This window comes from Pseudofrankia coriaricola, from assembly GCF_001854805.1.
Lineage (GTDB): Bacteria > Actinomycetota > Actinomycetes > Frankiales > Frankiaceae > Pseudofrankia.
Genome location: NZ_MBLO01000125.1, coordinates 59,098 through 78,474, shown reverse-complemented (window position 1 = coordinate 78,474; position 19,377 = coordinate 59,098). Strand labels below are relative to the sequence as shown.

The 19,377-nt window shown below is 68.6% G+C and carries 15 protein-coding genes, 1 tRNA gene and 1 pseudogene; 6 read left to right on the top strand and 11 right to left on the bottom strand.

The window, feature by feature from the left end; all coding sequences use genetic code 11:
- Positions 1-140 precede the first annotated feature (140 nt).
- From BCD48_RS18275 to BCD48_RS18250, 6 genes and pseudogenes are all read right to left on the bottom strand, one after another.
- Positions 141-1,536: pseudogene (locus BCD48_RS18275) on the bottom strand (IS1380 family transposase); the annotation flags it as partial.
- Positions 1,537-1,715: 179 nt separating this feature from the next.
- A complete protein-coding gene (locus BCD48_RS18270; protein WP_071049635.1) occupies positions 1,716-3,227 on the bottom strand; it encodes an MFS transporter in 1,512 nt (503 codons plus the stop codon).
- 33 nt (positions 3,228-3,260) lie between these two features.
- Positions 3,261-3,833, bottom strand: coding sequence for an NADPH-dependent FMN reductase (locus tag BCD48_RS18265; RefSeq protein ID WP_071049634.1), 573 nt, complete (start codon positions 3,831-3,833; stop codon positions 3,261-3,263).
- Positions 3,830-4,738, bottom strand: a complete 909-nt coding sequence (locus tag BCD48_RS18260; protein ID WP_071049633.1) for an alpha/beta hydrolase — start codon at positions 4,736-4,738, stop codon at positions 3,830-3,832. Before BCD48_RS18260 ends, BCD48_RS18265 begins: the two co-directional genes overlap by 4 nt.
- Positions 4,739-4,968: 230 nt before the next feature.
- The gene (locus BCD48_RS18255; protein WP_198543294.1) at positions 4,969-7,668 is read right to left on the bottom strand and encodes a winged helix-turn-helix domain-containing protein; all 2,700 of its coding nucleotides are present in this window, start codon (positions 7,666-7,668) and stop codon (positions 4,969-4,971) included.
- Between the two features lie 221 nt (positions 7,669-7,889).
- Positions 7,890-8,357, bottom strand: a complete 468-nt coding sequence (locus tag BCD48_RS18250) for a nuclear transport factor 2 family protein (RefSeq protein WP_071049631.1) — start codon at positions 8,355-8,357, stop codon at positions 7,890-7,892.
- A gap of 138 nt (positions 8,358-8,495) precedes the next feature.
- On the opposite strand from BCD48_RS18250, the gene BCD48_RS18245 reads away from it, so the two are divergent.
- Complete coding sequence (locus tag BCD48_RS18245) at positions 8,496-9,068, top strand: TetR/AcrR family transcriptional regulator (RefSeq protein WP_071049630.1); 573 nt, start codon at positions 8,496-8,498, stop codon at positions 9,066-9,068.
- A 905-nt stretch (positions 9,069-9,973) separates the two neighbouring features.
- A complete protein-coding gene (locus BCD48_RS55725; protein ID WP_312627793.1) occupies positions 9,974-11,425 on the top strand; it encodes an ATP-dependent Clp protease proteolytic subunit in 1,452 nt (483 codons plus the stop codon).
- 1,004 nt (positions 11,426-12,429) lie between these two features.
- Here BCD48_RS55725 and BCD48_RS18235 read toward each other — a convergent pair.
- Positions 12,430-13,323, bottom strand: a complete 894-nt coding sequence (locus BCD48_RS18235) for an alpha/beta hydrolase (protein ID WP_241841826.1) — start codon at positions 13,321-13,323, stop codon at positions 12,430-12,432.
- Between the two features lie 308 nt (positions 13,324-13,631).
- Between BCD48_RS18235 and BCD48_RS56705 the strand changes: the two genes are divergently transcribed.
- The gene (locus BCD48_RS56705) at positions 13,632-14,153 is read left to right on the top strand and encodes a restriction system modified-DNA reader domain-containing protein (RefSeq protein ID WP_397428672.1); all 522 of its coding nucleotides are present in this window, start codon (positions 13,632-13,634) and stop codon (positions 14,151-14,153) included.
- Positions 14,154-14,278: 125 nt separating this feature from the next.
- Positions 14,279-14,605, top strand: coding sequence for a hypothetical protein (locus BCD48_RS18230; RefSeq protein ID WP_071049628.1), 327 nt, complete (start codon positions 14,279-14,281; stop codon positions 14,603-14,605).
- Between the two features lie 35 nt (positions 14,606-14,640).
- Here the strand turns inward: BCD48_RS18230 and BCD48_RS18225 are convergent.
- Positions 14,641-14,713: transfer RNA gene (locus tag BCD48_RS18225), tRNA-Arg, on the bottom strand.
- A gap of 161 nt (positions 14,714-14,874) precedes the next feature.
- Entirely contained in the window at positions 14,875-15,555 is a 681-nt protein-coding gene (locus tag BCD48_RS18220; RefSeq protein ID WP_071049627.1) for a metal-dependent transcriptional regulator, read from the bottom strand.
- Positions 15,556-15,722: 167 nt separating this feature from the next.
- On the opposite strand from BCD48_RS18220, the gene BCD48_RS18215 reads away from it, so the two are divergent.
- Positions 15,723-15,947, top strand: coding sequence for a DUF3039 domain-containing protein (locus tag BCD48_RS18215; RefSeq protein ID WP_071049626.1), 225 nt, complete (start codon positions 15,723-15,725; stop codon positions 15,945-15,947).
- Between the two features lie 141 nt (positions 15,948-16,088).
- Here the strand turns inward: BCD48_RS18215 and BCD48_RS18210 are convergent, their stop codons facing one another.
- Both BCD48_RS18210 and BCD48_RS18205 read right to left on the bottom strand, forming a co-directional pair.
- Positions 16,089-16,301 (bottom strand): TrfB-related DNA-binding protein, encoded by a 213-nt coding sequence (locus tag BCD48_RS18210; protein WP_071049625.1) that lies wholly within the window; start codon positions 16,299-16,301, stop codon positions 16,089-16,091.
- A gap of 76 nt (positions 16,302-16,377) precedes the next feature.
- Positions 16,378-17,664: a C40 family peptidase gene (locus BCD48_RS18205; RefSeq protein WP_071049624.1), complete on the bottom strand. Its 1,287-nt coding sequence runs from the start codon at positions 17,662-17,664 to the stop codon at positions 16,378-16,380.
- Positions 17,665-18,024: 360 nt separating this feature from the next.
- On the opposite strand from BCD48_RS18205, the gene BCD48_RS18200 reads away from it, so the two are divergent.
- On the top strand, positions 18,025-19,368 hold the full coding sequence (locus BCD48_RS18200) for an ammonium transporter (protein ID WP_071049623.1): 1,344 nt from the start codon (positions 18,025-18,027) through the stop codon (positions 19,366-19,368).
- Positions 19,369-19,377 lie beyond the last annotated feature (9 nt).

Below are 19,377 nucleotides of genomic sequence, written 5' to 3'. Positions count from 1 at the left end.
CGACAGTGGTCATCGCTGGTCGTTACTGATGGCCGCTCACGGTTCGGCGGCTTGTCCTGGGGCTCCGTCAGGCGGGCGCTGCGCGATGGTGCTGACCGGGTGCGGGGGGGGCGGCCCGGATCAGGCGGCTCGGGCGGGCGGCAGGGCGTGCACGGCGGCGACCAGGCCGGTGAAGGCGTTCTCGGCGTGCCAGCCGGTGGGCAGGTGCACGGTGACGTGGCCGCGGCCGTGGCGGGCGAGCCGGCCGGGGATGTTCACCAGGTGCGCGCGCAGGGTCGCGCCACGGGCGCGGCCGTGGAACCGCGAGGCCAGCGTGCCGGCGGCGCGCAGCAGGTTGTGTGTGATCGCCGCGAGGACGAGCCAGGCGGCGTTGGCGGTGAACACCTCGGACGGCAGGTGCGCGAGCGGGCCGTGGATCAGGTCGGCGTTGACCTGCTCGATGATCGCGTGGTCGCGGTGCTGGCCCTCGGTCTCGGGCAGGGCGAACGGGCTGTCGGTGAACGCCGCGTGGTAGCGCCAGACGTCGAACAGCTCGCCCTGCCCGGTGTTCGCCTTCCTGTTCAGGGCCTTGACCCGGCGGACGATCAGCCGGGCGGTGACCGGCGTCTTCGTGTGGCCGAACGCGGTGTACGTGGTCTCGGCGATCTCCGCATCGGAGATCCATTCCTTGAGGTCCTCGTCCCAGATCGCGTTCGGGTAGCGGATCGGGACCCACGCGGCCTCGTCGATCGCCTCGCAGGCGGCCCGGATCGCGACGTTCTGCGGCGTGGTGATCGAGAAGTGGACCTGCTGGCGGCGGGCCGCGGCCACGATCTCGGCGGTGTAGAACCCGGCGTCGCACCTCGCGACGATCACGCCGGTCGCCCCTGCCTGGCGGGCGGTGCCGACCGTGGCGGCCAGAAACCGGGCCGCGCCCTTCGCGGACACGGCGTTACCACCGCGCAGCCGGGCGTTCGCGATGACCGGAGCCGCGGTCGGGGTGGACACGGTGCCGATCATGGCGTTGAGGCCGCGGACGAACACCGACTTGCTCGCGATTTTGGTGTGGCCGAACCTGGCGCCCCGTTTGCGGGGGCCGAACACCCGGCGCTGGCAGGTATCGAGGTCGACAAACGTGAGCGCGTCGGCCCCGGTCAGCAGCGCCGGCGCCGCGGCGGCGAGGCTGACCAGCAGCAGCTTGTTGACCTTGCCGAGCTGGGCGACGTTGCCCCAGGTGAACGCGCGCGCGAACATGCCGAGCGTCGACGGTGCGCGGATCCCGTCGAACACGCCGTCGAGAGCGCCGGCGCGCAGCAGGTTCATGTCGTCGAGGCAGTCCGCGCCCGCGGCCATGCCCGCGACCAGGCAGCCGACCTTCGCCGCCGCGTTCGCGCCCGCCGACCAGGCCGACGCGGGCACCTTGACATGCTCGGCGACCAGGTCGCCCAGCCCGGCCCGCTCGGCGAGGCGCATCACCGGGACCAGCCCAGCCGAGCCGAGCAGAGACGGGTCGTCGAACGCGACATGGGTCCGCGAGGCGGTATGCAACAATCGCACCTTGGAAGTGCCCTCTTCCCGGGGGGAAGGATGGTTTCAGCAACCCCATCTTCCCAGGCCAGAGGGCACTTTCTCGTTCAACGCACCGCTCAAGGCACAAATCGGGCGGTGCATCCAGGCTGAGGCGACCATGGATCTGTCTGTAGTGCGAGGGGTATTGAGATTCGCCGCTCGCGGCTCTATGCGCTGGGCGTGACGTCAGACTGTGCGGCGACGGTGGTCTTGCCGGCGTTGACCAGGACCAGAATAGCGACGAAGGCCGCGGCGACCAGGCCGGCGCCGATCCAGAACGCGACGCGATAGCCGTGGATCGCAGCGAGCGGATTGAACGCGGACGGTGCGAGATGGTGGGCTGCGACGTAGGACGTGACCGCGCTCGCATAGAAGGTGTTCAGTAGCGCGGTGCCCAGGGAGCCGCCGATTTGCTGGGTCGAGTTGAGGAGCGCGCTGGCGACGCCGGCGTCGTTGTCGTTCACTCCGGAAAGCGCGAGACTGGACAGCGGCACCAGGAGCAGGGCGAAGCCGATGCTCATGAGCAGCTCGCCGGGCAGGACGCGGGTGCCCCAGCTGCTTGTGTCGGAGATGGCGGTGAAGGTGGCGAGACCGACGGCGGCCATGGCCAGCCCGATCAGCATCACCGGCTTGGGCCCGGTTCGGGAGAGTAGTGGCGGCACCACGGCCGAGGTAACGATGACCCCGCCGCTGAACGGTAGAACTGCCAGGCCCGTCTTCAGCGCGCTGTATCCAAGATTGTACTGGAGGTAGTAGCTCAGGAAGAGGAACATCGCGAACAATCCGGCGAAGGACAACAGCGAGGCGATGTAGGTGCCGCCGCGATTGCGGTCGAGTACCACGCGCATCGGCAACAGGGGGTGTGTGGACCGCGTCTCGACGAGTACGAACGCGACGAGCGCGATGCCGGCGCCGGCGAGAAGGCTGATGGTCTCGACCGAGAGCCAGCCGACCCCGGGCTTGGCCGCGGCTGTGAATCCGTAGACGAGGGCGACGAGCCCGCCCGTGCCGAGGATGGCGCCTGGGATGTCGTAGGAGGTGGCGCTCTCGGACCTGCTTTCGTTGATGAGGACGGTGCCGGCGAGGAAGGTGATGATCGCGATCGGCACGTTGATGAACAGGCACCAGCGCCACGAGGTGTACTCGGTCAGCGATCCGCCGACGATCAGGCCGATCGCGGCGCCGCCGCCCGAGATGGCGCCGTAGACCGAGAACGCCCGAGACCGTTCCTTGGCCTCAGCGAAGGTCACTGTGATCAGCGACAGGGCGGCGGGCGCGAGCAGTGCCGCGAAAAGGCCCTGGACGGCGCGGGCGCCGAAGAGCGTCCCGCTGTTCTGCGCCGCACCGCCGAGTGCGGAGGCTGCGGCGAACCCGAGTAGCCCGATCAGGAAGGTTCGCCTGCGGCCCACATAGTCGGAGATCCGTCCGCCGAGCAGCAGCAGGCCGCCGAACGCGAGCGTGTAGGCGGTGATCGCCCACTGCCGATCGGCGTTGGAGATATGCAGGTCGCGTTGGGCCGAAGGCAGTGCGATAGTGACCACGGTGCCGTCGAGCACGACCATGAGTTGGGCGACGGCTATGACGGCGAGGGCCCACCATCGACGGCTGGGAAGCTGCTCGGTTCCTTCTTCGTGGTCCTCTGGCCAGTCGTGAGTGGCCGATTCTGTATTGGTAGCCATGCTCAACGGTCCCTTCCTGCGGGTCGCTGCGGCCTACGCGGGCCGCGCGTTGTGCCGCAACGGCGCCAGCGCCTGGCTCCAGGCGACGACCTCACTGAGAAGTGTGTCGAGCACCGTTGCCTGATGCTGGTTCGGTTTGAACTGGCTGAAGTTCTCGAAGTCGGTCAGCAGCGAGAGCGCGACGTTGGTCCGGACGTCTGCAATCCGTAGTTCGCCGGCGATGAGCCGGAGATGTTCGGCGGCTCTGGCGCCGCCAATCGCACCGTAGGAGACCACGCCCATCGCTTTGTTGCCCCACTCGGCGTAGAGGTAGTCGATGGCGTTTTTCAGAACGCCTGATGTCGAATGGTTGTACTCGGGCGTGATGAAGACGTACCCGTCGAATCGGGCGATCGTTGCGGCCCATTCCTTGGTGTGCGCGTTCTGGTACTGCCCTGTGCTCGCGGGAAGGGGCTCATCGAGGTGCGGCAGCGGGTAGTCGGCAAGGTCGATGAGCTCGAACTCGGCGTCGGTGCGCCGGCTCGCCTCCTCCATCACCCAGCGCGCGACCGGCTCGCCGCGGCGTCCGGGGCGGGTACTTCCGAGGATGACGCCAATCCGAGTCACAGTTGGACCTCCGGGTGGGCGAGGTGAAGATTCAGAAAGCGTGACGCCCGGTCCAGTGCCTCGCCCGCCTCGTCGAGGAGACCTGCGTAGGCCTGGAAGACGTGCGGGACACCGGGGGTGACATCGAGCGTGACCGGGACGTCGTGAATGGCTGCCTGCCAGGCGAGCCGGAGGGCGTCACCGAGGAGGATCTCGTGGGAACCCACCTGGATCAGCAGCGGCGGCAATTCGCGGAGGTCGCCGAAGATCGGGCTGATGTAGGGGTCGGCGGCGTCGGCGGTCCCGACATAGTCCGGAACCCGGGCGCGAAGCCCGTCGAGGGTGAGTAGCGGGTCGAGCGTCTGCTTGGTGGCCAGCGTCTCTCCGGACAGCGTGAGGTCCACGTAGGGCGACATCAGGTACCCGCAGCCCGGCAGGGGCACGCCGCTGTCCCGCAGGGCGAGCAGCGCGGCCACGGCCAGCCCGCCTCCGGCTGATTCGCCCGCGAGAGCGATGTGCGCTGGCGCGATGCCCTGGGCGAGGAGGGCTTCGTAGGCTGCCCGTGCGTCCCTGACCGCGGCTGGATAGGGATGTTCGGGCGCTAGCCGGTAGTCGGTCGTGATGACCTTGGTGCCGGTTCTTCGCGCGAGATCACTTGCCAACGGCACCGTCGCTTCGGCGTTGCCGATGACGTAGACACCTCCGTGAAAATAGAGGATCACATTCTCGGAGTCGTGGCCCTGGATGGTGACCTCGATGCCTGCGACCCCGCCCAGCTCCACGGGTTTCTGCTGCACGTCGGGAGCCACCGGTATCCGTGCCATGAGATCGCTGAAGGCCGCCCGCATCGTGGCGACGTCTGCGCTGGTGTCCAGCCCGCCCTGGCGAAGGATGGCGTCTAGCTGGCGCTGCTGTTCCGTGCTCATGAGCGCACGATGGCCTGAATCCCGGTGACCGGCCCTCGCCAGATCCAGGTGATTACCCATGCCACCGGCTTCAGCGCGGGCGCAGTCCCTGCGGGTGGTGGACGAAGACCGGCCATCGGCGACGCACCGATCCCAGACGGCTGGTGGTGGCGCGCGACCGTCGCGGGCTCGTCGCGAGAGGGGCTGCGGACCTGATCGGCCTCAGCGGAGGACAGGAGGATCGCGCCGGGCTAGATGGGCCGTGTCGACGGGAGCTGGTTGGACAGGAGCCGCAGGTGGCGTGCCTGTTGAACAGCGGTGGACCGGTCGCGCGCGCCGAGCTTGGCGTAGACGTTGCGGATGTGCGTGTTGACCGTGTGGATCGACACGCCGAGCTCCCGGGCGATCTCTGGCCGCGTGAGGTTCGTTGGCAGATAGCGCAGTACCCGCAGTTCGCTACGGCTGAGCGCGACCGAGGACGAGGCCTGGCCGCGGTCGCGACCTGGCGGCGGAGTCTCCCGCAGGAGGTCGACGACATCGACGAGCAACGCGCCATGCGCCGTCTGATGCCGCGGAAGCACATTGAGGAGCTCGGCAGCGTCGAACAGGGCGAACGGGTAGATCAGCCGATCTGGTTCCGCAGCGGCGAGCGCTGCCTCGGCCGACGCGGCGGCGGCCCTTTGATCGCCCAGGGCGAGGTACGCGAGGCCGGCGAGCACATGTGCTTCTACGAGTGCGTAGGCCGGGAAGCCGGGTGGCGGCGCCATGTCCCGCACGTCCCCGAGGGCAGCTAGCGCCACGGCAGGGTCGCCCTCGGTCAGGCTGATGAGTGCTCTGGCCAGCACGATGCCATGCATCGGTTCGTGTTCGGCGGAGAACGCGGCGATCGTCGCGCGGGCCTCGTCGGGCATCCCGAGCCGAGCCTGGGTGACCGCGAGCCATTCTGCAATCACCGTCGCGAGAATGTGCGCACCGGTGAGCAGAGACTGCGCCCGCACGGCCGCTGTGAGCGCTTCAAGTGCCGACCGGTGTTCGCCGCGACCGGCGTGCACCATGCCGGTCACCATGTGCAACAGCACCGCAGTGGCAGGGTCGATGTCTGGCTGAACGACGCTCCAGCCGTGGCGAAGCCAGCGCTCGCCCTCCTCGAACTCGCCCATCCACACCGTGATGCAGGCGATCGCTCCCATCGCGGGCGCGAGGACCGGGTGGTCCGTCAGGCCATGGCGTTCGGCCACGGTCAGCGCCTGACGACCGCGGTCGCGTGCCGTGGCGAGCGAGCTGAGGGGGGATGGAAACGCCTGGTAGGCGCGGCAGGTGACCTCCAGATACGGCCTGCCGATCGCCTCCGCGAGCGTCGCTCCTTCGGTCATGTGCCGGTCCGCGTCGGCGAACCGGCCTGACCACGTCTCCACGATCCCGAGATTCATCAGCGCGACGGCTCGCAACTCACTGCTCATCGCGATGAGGTCGCTCGATGTGCCTGCTGTTGAGGCGTCGAGCAGGCTTACCTGTTCCAGGACTTCGGTGAATCGCCCGCTGCGCCGGGCTCGCGCGAGCCGCAACGAAGCGACTGCCACCGCGAGGCTCGGACGGCGGTCTGGCGAGGCGCTCTGGGCGTGGGTTTCGGCTTGGGCCAGCCGGGCGGCGGCTTCCTCCAAACGGCCCTGCGCGAGTTCGACCGCTGCGTGTGCCAATGCCAGCTCGGGGTGATCGACGGAGACGCCGGCCGGGAACAGCCGAAGCAGCGCGGCGATCGTGCCTTCCTGCCCGTCGAGGGTGAGACTGAACAGATGGTCCGCGAGCAGCCGGGCCGCGTCAGGCCACTCGCCGGCGGCGAGGAGGTGCCGCACGGCGTCGGCGATCTCACCATGATGATCAAGCCACTGCGCCGCTCGGCGGTGTAGGTCAGGAATCTCGTCGGCGTGCCGTCTGCGCAGCTCAAGGCGCAGAAAGTCGGCGAAAAGCTGATGGTAGCGAAACCAGGTACGGCTGGGGTTGAGCGAGACGACGAAGGCGTTGGCGTCTTCCAGGTGCAGCAGCACTTGCTCGGAGCCCGATAGGCCGGCCAGCAGGTCTGCGAGCTCGCCGTTCAGGCGGTCGACAAGCGCGGTACGCAACAGCAGGTTCTGGATCATGCTTGGTTGTCTTTCGAACATCTCGGCCATCAGGTATTCCCCGACCGCCCGGTCGATGCCCGAGAACTCTGCCACGAACCGTTCGGGGTCTGGGTGACCCCGAAGCGACATCACTGCCATACGCAGGCCGGCTGCCCAGCCTTCTGTGCGCTGGTGCAACGTCGCTATCGCGCGCTCGGACAGGGTGATCCCGGAGGCGGCGAGCAACTCGCGTGCCTCGGTCCTCGAGAATCGAAGATCGTCAGCTCGGATCTCCGCCAGCTCGTCAGCCAGCCTGAGCTGGTGCAGCCGTATGGGCGGATTTCGCCGAGAGGACAGCACCAGCCGCGCAGAGCGCGGCAACGTCGAGACAAGGCGTTCAAGCTGTCCGCGGCCATCAGCCAGGTTGAGCTCGTGGAGATCGTCGATGATCAGGACGGCGGGCTCGACCTCGGCAAGCGCCGCAACGACCGCATCGACCCATTGGTCGCCGTCGAGTGTCGCCGCACCTGGGGCCGCAGCGCCGGTCGAGGACGCTGGGCCGCGGATCGCCTCCAGAAGCGCTGACCAGAAGAGCTGCGTGTCCTGTTGGCCTCGGTCGACGGACGCGTACGCGACGCGATGACGGAGGTCCGAGCGATCGGCCCACGCCCGCAGCAGCGAGGTCTTGCCGCTTCCCGGTGGGGCGGAGATGACCGTCACCCGTTTGGTCGTCGCGCGATCCAGCAGCCGGAGCAGATCCGGCCGGTCGAGCATTCCACGAGTACCCGCAGAGCGTTGTGCGCTCTGCCGCGGCACCTGGTTAGCGTGCTGCTCCGTCGCCACGCTCGTCATGTGTCCGTCAGCACTCCTCGCACCTGACAGCCAGGGGCTGCCTCAGGCCTGACCGATTTCTACCGGGTCCGCTTCGGCCGGGCAGATCATCGCTGGCCGGTCCGTGGCCCAAAATGTGATGTCACTCCACGTTCCGGTTCGACTGGGTGCGTGTCGCTCCCGTGAATCCGCGGCCGGAGCCTGGGCGCCATGGGGCAGTTGGACGCCGGCCGGCCGAGAGATCAAGGTGTAGACGGTCGGGTCTCCACCCAGTTGACCATCAGCCGGCGCTCGGCGAAGAGCCACTGGCCGTCCTGCTTGACGAACTCATCGAGGTAGCGAATAGAAGCGATCATCACGGTGCGCTGTCCACCCTCGGCGACCGACAGGTGGTGCGCCAGGCAGTAGCTCTCGCCGCTCGCCTGGTCTCCGTCGAGGACGACCGTGCTCTGCCCGTTGAAGTGCATGGTGACCGCGTAGGCGTTGAGGGTGTCGAACACGGGTGCCAGCGACGCGCGCCCGCGTACCTGTTGGGTCGGCTCGGGGGAGTCGTAGTCCATGAACACCAGGAAGCGCGTGTCCTCGGTGAACAGCGCCATCTGGCCCTTGGCGTCGCGCCGGTCCGCGCAGCGCGCGTACGCGTCGACCAGTTCGCGGATGGCCAGTCGGTCAGCGGCTTCCGCGGGTGAGATTGTCGTGTGCTGTGCCATGGTGGCCTCTCACAAAGACTATTTTACACGTGGATAACAGCAGGTTTTAGGCTGCGACGCAACGGGCGCTGAGCTGCGACGGGCCGCCGTTGAACGGCGGAGGCCGGTCCGTTCGGACGCTGGCGGGGAGGGCGACGGATGGCTGACCGGATAGATCCGCGGATCGCACGTACGACGGAAGTCCTGGCGCAGGCGATCGTGGATCTCGCAGCCCTGCGCCCGGTCTCACAGATCACCGTTGCCGAGCTGGCCGACCGTGCCGGGGTGACTCGCGCGACTTTTTACAACCGCTATGGCAGTCCCCTCGAACTCCTCATCGAGGTCCTCTACGCCGATCTGGAGCGCGCCCACCGCTTGGAGGAGGATCGACGAGCCGGAGGCGGATATTCGGCGGCGCAGATGCTGCGTCTGGCCACCGCCGACGTCGCCGACCACGTCGAACGGTTCCAGGCCGTCTATCAGCATGCTTTGCGGGACCCGGCCGACCGCGGCGTGTACGAGGCGCTGGTTCGCCATTTCACCGATTACAGCCTGGCTTTCATCGCCCGGTGCGCCCATCCGGACCTGCCTGCCGGCAACCATCAGATCATCGCCCAATTTGTCGCCCACGGCTTCGCCGGTGCCATCTCCGGGTGGCTCAGCGACGACACGGTGACGAAAACGGACCTGGTCGAGGCCGCCGTCGCCTGCGTTCCCACCTGGTGGGGCTGATCGCGGCAACGGCGGCGGCTGCGTGGTGGGCTGGGCAGACCCGGTCGCCGGCGACCGGTGCCACCCCTGGCCACGGTCGGGGGACGTTCGCACGAGTGGCTCTTGTCGGTCTGGTGGTCCTGATGGGCGAGCCGTACGAACCGGATGATCTGCCTATCTACCTGCTCGTTTAGGCAACGCCCGAGCAGCCCAGCAGATAGGTACAGCCTATTTGACCAGGTCAGTGACCTGTCGCTCGCCGTAGTGGACCATGTACCAGCATCCGAACCGTTCGATCTTGGTTGCTGGCCCTGAAATCGCTGTCCGTCCGGTCGCTACCCGGGCCGTAGCCAGGGGCGACGCCCGGTGACCGCGCCAACCGGAACATCATCTATCGAATCGAACAAGCGTTCCGAATCTGTCGCGGCTCGGGACGCGCCGACCCGACTTGTGCCCGTGATCGGGGGCCTCGTGGTCGCGTTGGCGTTTCTCCTCGGGTTCGAGAGTGTCCTCGCGCTCGGACTACGCCGCGGCCGAGCAGCGTGACCAGCCAGGCGATGAGCACCTCCTACCGATCACCGTCAACGAGACCCGTCGCCTCGTCAACGCGATCATCACCCCGCCAGCCATAGCGCTCGATCACGTCCTGCGCTGGTCACGTTGGCGACGACGCCACGCAGCCAACGCCGGGACCAGCCACTATCGCCGCCGAGACCACAAACCAAATGATCACAGAGCAGCGACTTGGAGTACCAGGGAGACCCGGATGGCTGTGCTGCTTCCCGGTAGCCCCGCTGGCGGCGCTCCGAAGCGCGGACTTGCGCGGACCGCAACCCGCAGAATGACGGAATGGTGATAGCACTGCCGCGCAATATTGCCAGATGCGCCGAGGCGTCGTGATGATCGCTGGCCAAGGAACGTCCGGGGTGACGCGGTGGACGCGGACACTGCTGGACGACGCGCTCTCGTTGTACGAGGCGCGAAGGTATCGGTCAGCCCTGCAGCGGCTTTTGATCATCTTTGACGTCTACCCGGGTCAGCCGGAGGCGCGGATGCTGGCCAGCGAGGTGGTTCGCGCGGGCACGCGGCGGACCGCCGACGCGAGCCCCGACGAGGTGCTCGAGCGCCCGCATCTGATGGACAGCCGCCTTTCCCCGATCTTCTGTTTCTGCGACGCGCCTGGCTGTCAGGTGACCTGGGTCAGCGCGCACCACTCGAGAGACGCCTGGCGAACTCTCGTGATCGCCAATCCGCTCGGCGCGGGTTGCAAGAAGTGCGGCGAGACGCTCTGTCGAACGCACGTGCCGACGGGACCGACGGGCATTCTTCGTGGCTGCCTCCGATGCGGTGGGGAGATGGATTCCGCGCCACGTCCGAACGGACGCCGCGACGAGGTCCAGACACCGCGCCTCAACCTGCCGCTCGTCCACGTCGGCGTCCTGGTCGAAGGGCGGGAGCCACCGTCGCCCGAGTTCATGAGCGGACTTTTCGAGGAAACCGTCCCCGAGGTGTTCGAGGAAGACCCGCAGATTACTGGAGCCAACCGCCGGAGGTTCTGGGGAGACGGGAGCGATCTTGGGTTGGCCCTGGCGGGCGAACTGTCCGCCGCCTGCCCGGCCAGGACCCAGGTCCGGGTTTACCCCGGCCGGCAGGCCGAACCGCGCGGCCAGCGGTGGGTCGTCATCAAGATCTTCGAGGATCGGCCCAAGCACGTCGACCCCGACAACCCAGCTACTACGACGAGCACCCCGCCGAGCGACGCGACCCCGACCGAGCCATCCGCCGAGTCTCCGCTCCCGAACCGCACGCCTGAGCAGACGGACCCCCTCTGGCCGGAGCAGGAGGCACGGCTGCTGCGGGAGCGGATCATCGTCGTCGGCGCGGTCCTGGAGGACGACCGGGCGGACCAAATCTGCGCCCAGTTGTTGCTGTTGGAAGCGCAGGACCCAAACCGCGACATATTCCTCTACCTTAACTCGCCGGGCGGCAAGGTGGGTGCCGGCATGGCGATCTACGACACAATGCAGTTCATCCAGGCCGATGTTGTCACGGTCGGGATGGGACTGGTCGCGGGCATAGCACAGCTACTTCTTTGCGCGGGGGCGACTGGTAAACGCTACGCCCTGCCGCATGCGCGAATCATGACACGCCCGCCAACGGCGGGCCGGAACGCAGACCGATCCGACGTCGCCACCGAGGACGAACAGCTCGCCTTTGTCAAGGTAATGATAAGCGAACGGCTTGCCCACCACACTGGGCAACCCAAGGACCGGATTGACCGTGACTTCGATCGCGAACGGTGGTACACCGCCGACGAGGCGAAGGACTATGGAATGGTCGACCAGGTAGTCGCCGGTCCGCACACCATCCCGCGATAGCCAAGCGCGATCCTGCATTGGCTCAGATCTTTCGTGCCTCGGCCGGGTGTGATCGCGAGCCGGCCTCCCAGCCTTGTTGATGTTGAGTTTGGCCGGTGGCCCTGGGTGCGTCCGTGGCCGGGTGCCCCGTTGTCGCGCGGGCTGGGCGGACGCCTGTTGAGCAGGACCATGTTTCCGTACGAACCAGGAGTCAGGCCCGCCTACCTGCGCGTTCACGTGACCCTCGAGCGACACAACCGATACGTAAAACCTATCAATCCAGGTCAGAGGCTAACTACACAGCGTGGTGGGCCGTCAGGGACTCGAACCCGAAGCTGGCGTTACCGGGCTGTCGGCGCCGTTACCCCGGAGGGCACGGACCTCTGCCGGCCTGCGATTGGCGAAACCGCTGGTGGCGGCCGGTTTGGCGTGTCCCTGGATGAGCGGCGAGGTTGAGGCGCGATGTCGCTTACCTAGTTTGATGACCAGCGTAAATAGAAGACCCAAGATCGTTCTTGGGTGCCCCCGGCAGGAATCGGACCTGCGGCCTACCGCTTAGGAGTGCCACGGTGGTGCGTCCGCCGACCTTCAGCGCGGTCCGCGATGCAGGCCGAGCGATGCCACTGCGAGGTCTCGACCGCTGCTGAACGGCCCTGAACGAGACCAAGACTGAGACCGCATGGCTCGCGCGGCGACAGGTGAGTGTGGCACAGCGCGGCAAGAACCATCGCCGAGGCCGCGTGACAAGTCCCCTCCCCGGCCAAGGGCTTGGGCGCCGGGATCCGGCGTTGATCGACGTCGCCCAGGTACCCTGCCTTGGGAGCCGAGACTTTGACCGGTGACGTGCTGTTGCTGGAACAGTGCTGCTCTAGCCATGTGGAAGTGTGCGGCCAGCATCTATCCGGTTGGACTCGGCTGATTGTCACGCGGTCGGACGCCGTCCGTTCTCGTCCCGTCCCCGCCGCGACTCCTGGGGCAATGGATCGGGCCGAGCATCGTCGCCCCGGGGGCTGGCCGCCGTCCCCCTACTGACCGAAGGTCCGGGCCAGGAAGGTGACGGTCGGGGCAAGCTGGGTGCGCATGAAGGCCGGGTCCTCGTGACCGGCTCCGGGCAGCACGGCCAGCGTTGCGACTGACCCGGCCGTCCGCAGCGCGTCGTAGAGCCGCCGGGCCTGCGCGACCGGCACCACGCAGTCGGCGTCCCCGTTCGCGATCCGGAACGGCGGCAGCGACCGTCCGGCGACGATATAGGTGAACGGGTTCTCTGCCGGTCCGAGGTGGCCTGGGATGCTGGCGAAGTCGGTGGGGCCGTACCAGTCGACGACGGCCTGCACGGTGGCCGGGACATCGGAGTTGCCCAGCGCGGGATCGTCGAAGACCGTGCGTTGGCCGCCGGTCAGGCCGACCATGATCGCCGAGTAGGCGCCGGCCGAATTGCCCCAGGCAGCGAACCGGTCCGGGTCGAGGCGGTAGCGGGTGGCGCCCGCTCGCAGGTAGCGGACGGCGGCCTTCGCGTCCTGGACGGCGGTGATCGGGTCCTGCTCGAGCCGATAGTTGATGCTGGCCACGGCGTAGCCCCGGGCGGTCAGCGCGGCCACGTCAGGCACCTGGACCTGCACGACGTCGTTGCAGCTCGTGGGCTTGGGCGGGGTCACGGTCGGGTCGTACCGGTCGGCGATGGAGCTCTTGTCACCGGTCCGCCAGCCGCCGCCGTGGATCCAGATGACCAACGGCGCCGGACGGCCCGCGGCCGCGGGCAGGTAGAGGTCGAGCCGCTGCTCCGGGGACGTCCCGGCGTAGGCCACGTCGTAGACCGTCCGGGGCGCCGACACCGACGACGCCGACGACCCAGCGGCCGCGGGCGTCGCCGCGCCGCCGGACGGGCTGGAGCCGGCGCATGCGACCAGCCCCAGGACCATCGCGCCCACCCAGACCGTCGCCGCCAATACCCTGCCGCACCGCGGGAGGCGAGTCGACGGACCGGCGGCAGAGAGTCTCATGCCGTGCACTATCCGCCGGAACTACTTCGGTCGCGGCGGCTGCCCGTTAATTCCGAGGCACAGCGTGGAGACGAGGAAGAATACGCCGCCGAGCAGCCGGACACCCACCGGAGCCGGGGGCACAAACGTTTCAGCGCCTTTGCCGCTGAGCAGGGGCTGACCAGCGGATCTGGTCGCCGCGGACGCTCGACTTGCCGCGTCCACCCGCCGCGAAGCCTTCCGGCGCAGTGGGCGGCGAAGGCGGTGACGGTGGGAACGATGTCGCCGCCGATGACGACGGAGCACGCCCGCGGCGGCAGCGCTGCAACGCGACCCCGGCAGACCTGATCGATGCCGGCCGACTGCGCGCCGGCGAGCGGCTCGTCGGGAGCCGTCGCGGCCGGCTGTTCCCAGCGACCGTGACGGCCGACGGCCGAATCCGCACGGCCTCCGGCGAAATCCACCGCTCGCCGAGCGCCGCGGCCAAGGCCGCCACCGGAGCTTCCAACCGGGCGACTGGCGGTTCTGGCGCGTGGAACGAACGACCCGCACGCTGTTTGAAACCCGTGCTGAGTGCCCGCTGTCGTCCGGCGTCCGGCAGAACGGCTGAGGAGTTCGGTTTCGCCGTCCGCGCCGTACCGTCGACGCCCAGGCCGCCTCGCGGACCGCGCTGGGCCGTTGACAACCGCCGCGGCCGACTGGACGCCTGCGTTCGAGATCGTCGACCTCCGAGACGATCTCGAGACGACGGTCGGTGTTCACATCAGTGAGTTGGTGTCGTCGACCAGGCCGCGGGGCGTCTGACCGCGCAGGGCCCAGGCCAGGTACAGCACGGCCCCGAATGCCAGGTAGTAGGCGAGATCAGGTTCGCCGCGACCGGGCTGTTGCCGGCGGCGTGGGCGGCTTTCACGCCGTCGAGGTAAAGGCGTCGGGCGGCTTGAGCGTGGCCGGCGTCCATCGCGACCCACCCGGCGAGCTGACACAGCTCCGCGACAGCGGACAGCAGTCGATATCCGAGGTGCTCGTCGTAGGCGGCGTCGTCGAGTACGGCGGTCGTGGCGGCGAGTTCACGGGCGACCAGCTCGTGAAGGTGCTTGCTGGCGTTGTCTCTGGGGGCTCGGACCTACGCCGGCCGTCGGTCGCGAAACCGCTGGTGGCGGCGATGCGGTGCGTTTCGGGTGAGGGCGCGTGGCTCAGTCGCGATGCCGGTCACCCTGTTTGACCAGCGCAAATAGCTCAACGATGATCGTTCTTGGGTGCCCCCGGCAGGAATCGGACCTGCGGCCTACCGCTTAGGAGGCGGTCGCTCTATCCACTGAGCTACGAGGGCTTGGCGGTCTCCGTGGCCGTGGACCGCCCCGGGCGGGGCGATCTCGGGTCAGCGGTGACCAGGCGAGAATACGCCGCCTGGGCGGCGGATCGCGGGCGCGGTCGTTCCACTTGGGACTCGGAGCGCGAGACCGTGGGGCCCCGCGCGCGGGCCGGGGGAGGTCAGGGGTCGACGTAGACGAGGGAGGCGGTGCGGCGGTCGAACTCGGTGGGCCTGTCGGTGTCCTGGCGGATGCTGACGAGGTCACCGTGGGACTCGACGACGATCGGGGCGCCGGGAATGATCCCGTTTTCCTGCAGTCGCCTCATCGTGCCCTCATGAGCCTGCAGCCGCTCGGAGATCCAGCCGACGGTGACCGGCCTGCTCTTGCCACCGGCGAGGTCCGCGCTGGCGAGGAGGCTGGTCGGGGAGCCGTTGCCGCCCACGAACTGGTCGGTGGGCGGCGGGATCTCGTTCCCGAACGGGCATCGCTTGGGGTCGCCGAGGATGACCGTGAGCCGGGCTTCGACCTCGTCGGAGATCACGTGCTCCCAGCGGCAGGCCTCGTTGTGGACCAGCGCCCAGTCGAGACCGATGATCTTCGTGAGTAGCAGCTCGGCGAGCCGGTGCTTGCGCATCACCGCGGTGGCCCGGAGGAGCCCCTTCTCGGTGAACTGGACCGTCCGGTCCTCGGCGAGGGAGACGAGTCCCTCGTGCGCCAGCCGAGCCGTGGACTCGCTCGCGGCGGGAGCGCTGACGTGCAGCCGCTCCACCAGGCGCGCCCGTAGTGGCGGGATGCCCTCTTCCCGTAGCTCATACAGGGTACGGAGGTACATCTCGGTACTGTCGATCAGTGCAGTCACCGGTCTCCTTCGTCCATTCCTAAGAGTACGCCGCCTGCCGCCGGGGCAAGAGCCGTGTGGGCCGCGTCGGTGGTGCCGACTGGTCCTCGCGCGCGAATCCTGCTCGCGCTCCGGCCGCACGGCGGCCCAGGGGTGGCCAACGAGCCGCCGCGACCTACACTCGACGGGTGAGCACGACGCAGATCCGGCCAGAGACGTCCGATACGCGTACCGGCGAGGGGGACGACCACGCCCACTTCGCCCGCCGCGAGGAGATCGTCCGTGCGTCCATCGAAGGCGGCAGGGTGACCGCCCTGTGCGGTTTCAAGTTCGAACCGGTCCGGGACCCTCAGCGATTCCCGGTCTGCCCGCGCTGCAAGGAGCTCGTCGACATGGCCGAGCAGTTCGGATAGCGCGTCCGGGGTTCTGGCGATCCACCCGGAGTTCGGGTGGTCCTCCTGAGCCGAGTTCCTCTGGCCTGAGCTCCCACGGCTGATTCCCGGGCCGGTCGTGACCGGTCACGGCGCTCTCGCCGTCGGCCAGCGGCATCGCCGTCAGCAGGCAAGCATCTTCTGGACGGCCTGGCGGGTGACGCCCAGCTCGCGGGCGACGTCGGCCTGGGAGAAGCCTTCCGCGATCAAAGCCCGGATCAGGTCGCGGCGCTCGAGCGCGAGTTCCTGGGTCCTCCGGGCGTGCTCAAGAGCCTCTGTCCGAACCCGTCGTAGCCGGTCGAAGGCCTGCCGCTGTTCCTGTGTGTGCTCGTTCATGAGGCCTACGACGACAACCCAGGGTTGTCGTTGTCAACCCCCCGTTGTCGCGGGTCCCGGCCGGCGCTGACCGGGCTCAGCCGGACGGGCGGACGGCCCCCTGGAAGCTGGACCACCACACGTTCTCCACGCGGACGACGGCGCCGGTGTGCGGGGCGTGGATCATCTGGTCGTTGCCGATGTAGATGCCGACGTGATCCAGAGCCGCGTTGAAGAACACCAGGTCACCGGGGATGAGCTGGTCGCGGGACACGTGCCGGCCCGCGCTCCACTGGTCGCCGGTGTAGTGCGGGAGCTGGACACCGGCCTTCGCCCATACCCACTGTGTCAGGCCGGAGCAGTCGAACGCGTCCGGCCCCTCCGCCCCCCACACGTATGGCTTGCCGATCTGCCGGTGCGCCTCGGCGACGGCGGCCGCCGCGCCGCCGCCCCCAGCCACCGGCGGCGGGGGTGCGCCCGCTGCCGCCGGTGCGGGCGGGGCTGGACTGGCGGGCGTGACCGGGGTGGCCGGCGTGACCGGGGTGGCGGCGAAGGTGTCGCTCGCCTGCTGGACCAGGCCGGACTGCTGGCGCAGCCTCGTCTGCTCGTCGGCGGCGGCCTGGGCGATCCGCGCGGCCTCGGCGGCCGCGGCCTGCTGCCGCGCCTGCCGCGCCGCGGCCTCCCGCTCCCTGGCCTGACGTTCCAGGTCGGCCTGCTTGACGATCAGGCCGTCGAGCAGGGTGCGCTGCGTGCCCGCCGACGTCTCGATGATCCGTTTCTGGTCGGTGACGGCGTCAAGGGCGCCCTGCGCGTCCGCCATCGTCGTGCGAGCGATGGCGCGTGCCTCGGTCAGGTCGACGCGGGCCAGCCGCTCCCGGGTCTCGGCGACGCGGGCCCGGCGCGCCAGCGCGTCCAGCGCGCCGGCCCGGTCCAGCGCGCCGCCCGGATCGCCGGTGAGGATCGCCGACAGCGCGTCCAGTCCGCCGGCGCGGTACGCGGATGCCGCAAGCCCGCGCCTTTCCTGGACGGCGTCCTGGACCGCGGTGTCGGCCCGGTCGACGCGGGCCTCGGCGTCGTCGACGGCGGCTCTCGCCTGACCGAGCCGGATCCGACCCGCGTCGAACGCCTCGGTGGCTGTCGACAGCTTGGCGTCGAGATCCGCGAGTTCGCCGCGGGCGGCCGCGATCTGGGCCATGATCCCGTCGATCGTGTCGGACGAGCCACCATCGCCGACCCCTGCCGAGGGGCTCCCGTCGACCGACGGAGCAACAGGGCTCGCCCATGCGGGGGCCATGCCGGGGGCGAGGAACAGCCATCCGGAGATCAGGAAACCCAGCGACACCCGGACGCTGGGTGGCCGGCCGTGCCGCGCGGGCTGCGACACAGCCCGTTCGAGCCAACTCCTTGTCTCCGGTGATCTTTGAGACAGACCACTGCCCCTATGGGAGCCCTCCGACGGCGTGGTGCACACGGCGCGTCACAGTAACTGTCCGAAGTTTGACAGTCACGCATCCGCGCCGGGTGACACGTAGGGTTCCGAAGGATCTACAGCCGGCACACCCGAGTCGACCACGACGCGCCCAATTTGGCGAATTCACACACAAGAAACAGGGCGGTCACTGGTCCGGAACACGCCCTGAAGAACCTTCGACTCCGGAGGATCCGGGACGAGTGCCGCGGGCAGCGAACCGGTGGACCGCAGTCCGCGCGGCCGCTCGCGCGGGGGGAGAACGACGGGAGAGATATGTCCCAACAGGAACTAACGGACGCTGTCACCAACGCGGGGTTGTCCGCCAACGACGCCTGGTTGCTCACCAGCGCGGCGCTGGTGCTCTTCATGACGCCGGGCCTCGCGTTCTTCTACGGTGGCATGGTCCGCACCAAGCACGTCCTGGGCATGCTGATGCAGAACTTCTTCTGCATCGGGATCGTGACGCTGCTGTGGACCCTGGTCGGCTACAGCATCGCCTTCGGGCCGGCGACGAACGGCTTCTTCGGTGGCTTCGACTTCGCTGCGCTGCAGAACATCGGCGACCACGTCACGGCCGTGTACAACCCGGAGGGCGGCGGCGTTCACACCGTCGTCTTCATCGCCTTCCAGATGATGTTCGCCATCATCACGCCGGCTCTGATCACCGGCGCGAGTGCGGACCGCCTCAAGTTCGGCGCGTTCGTCGTCTTCATCGCCCTGTGGTCGATCCTGATCTACTCGCCGATCGCGTACTGGGTCTGGAACGTGAACGGCTGGCTGTTCAAGAAGGGCGCGCTCGACTTCGCTGGCGGCACGGTCGTCCACGCGAACGCCGGTGCCGCGGGTGTCGTCCTGGCGCTCGTGCTCGGTCGCCGCAAGGGCTGGCCGGGTGGGGACTTCCGTCCGCACAACGTGCCGTACGTCGTCCTCGGCGCGAGCATCCTGTGGTTCGGCTGGTTCGGGTTCAACGCCGGTTCGGCCCTGGGCTCCGGCTCGCTGGCCGCGTGGGCGTTCCTGAACACCCAGATCGCCACCGGTGTCGCCTCGCTCGCGTGGGTCGCTATCGAGTGGCTGCGTGACGGCAAGCCGACCACCCTGGGTGCTGCCTCCGGTGCCGTCGCCGGTCTGGTCGCCATCACCCCGGCCTGTGGTTTCGTCTCGCCGATGGGCGCCATCGCGATCGGCGCCATCGCCGGTGCCCTCTGCGCCCTGGCTACGGCCATCAAGGGCAAGGTCGGGATTGACGATGCGCTCGACGTCGGTGCCGTCCACCTGGTCGGCGGTGTTCTCGGCGCCCTGCTGATTGGCTTCTTCGGCACCGTCGACGTGAACGCTGCCGGCAAGGACGGCATCTTCTACGGCGGTCCATGGAGCGTTCTCGGCTACCAGGCGATGACCGTCGGTGCCACTGTCGGCTACTCGGCCGTCGGTACCGCGATCCTCGCCCTGTTCGTCAAGTACGTCCTGAACGGTCGCCTCAGCGACGACCATGAGGAGATCGGCCTCGACGAGGCGCAGCACGGCGAGACCGCGTACCGGTTCAGCTCGGTCGGCGGTGCGGGTTCCGCCTCGACGACCGTCGCCCCGGTCAAGGTGCCGGAAGAGGCGCAGGCCTGAACGTACGGG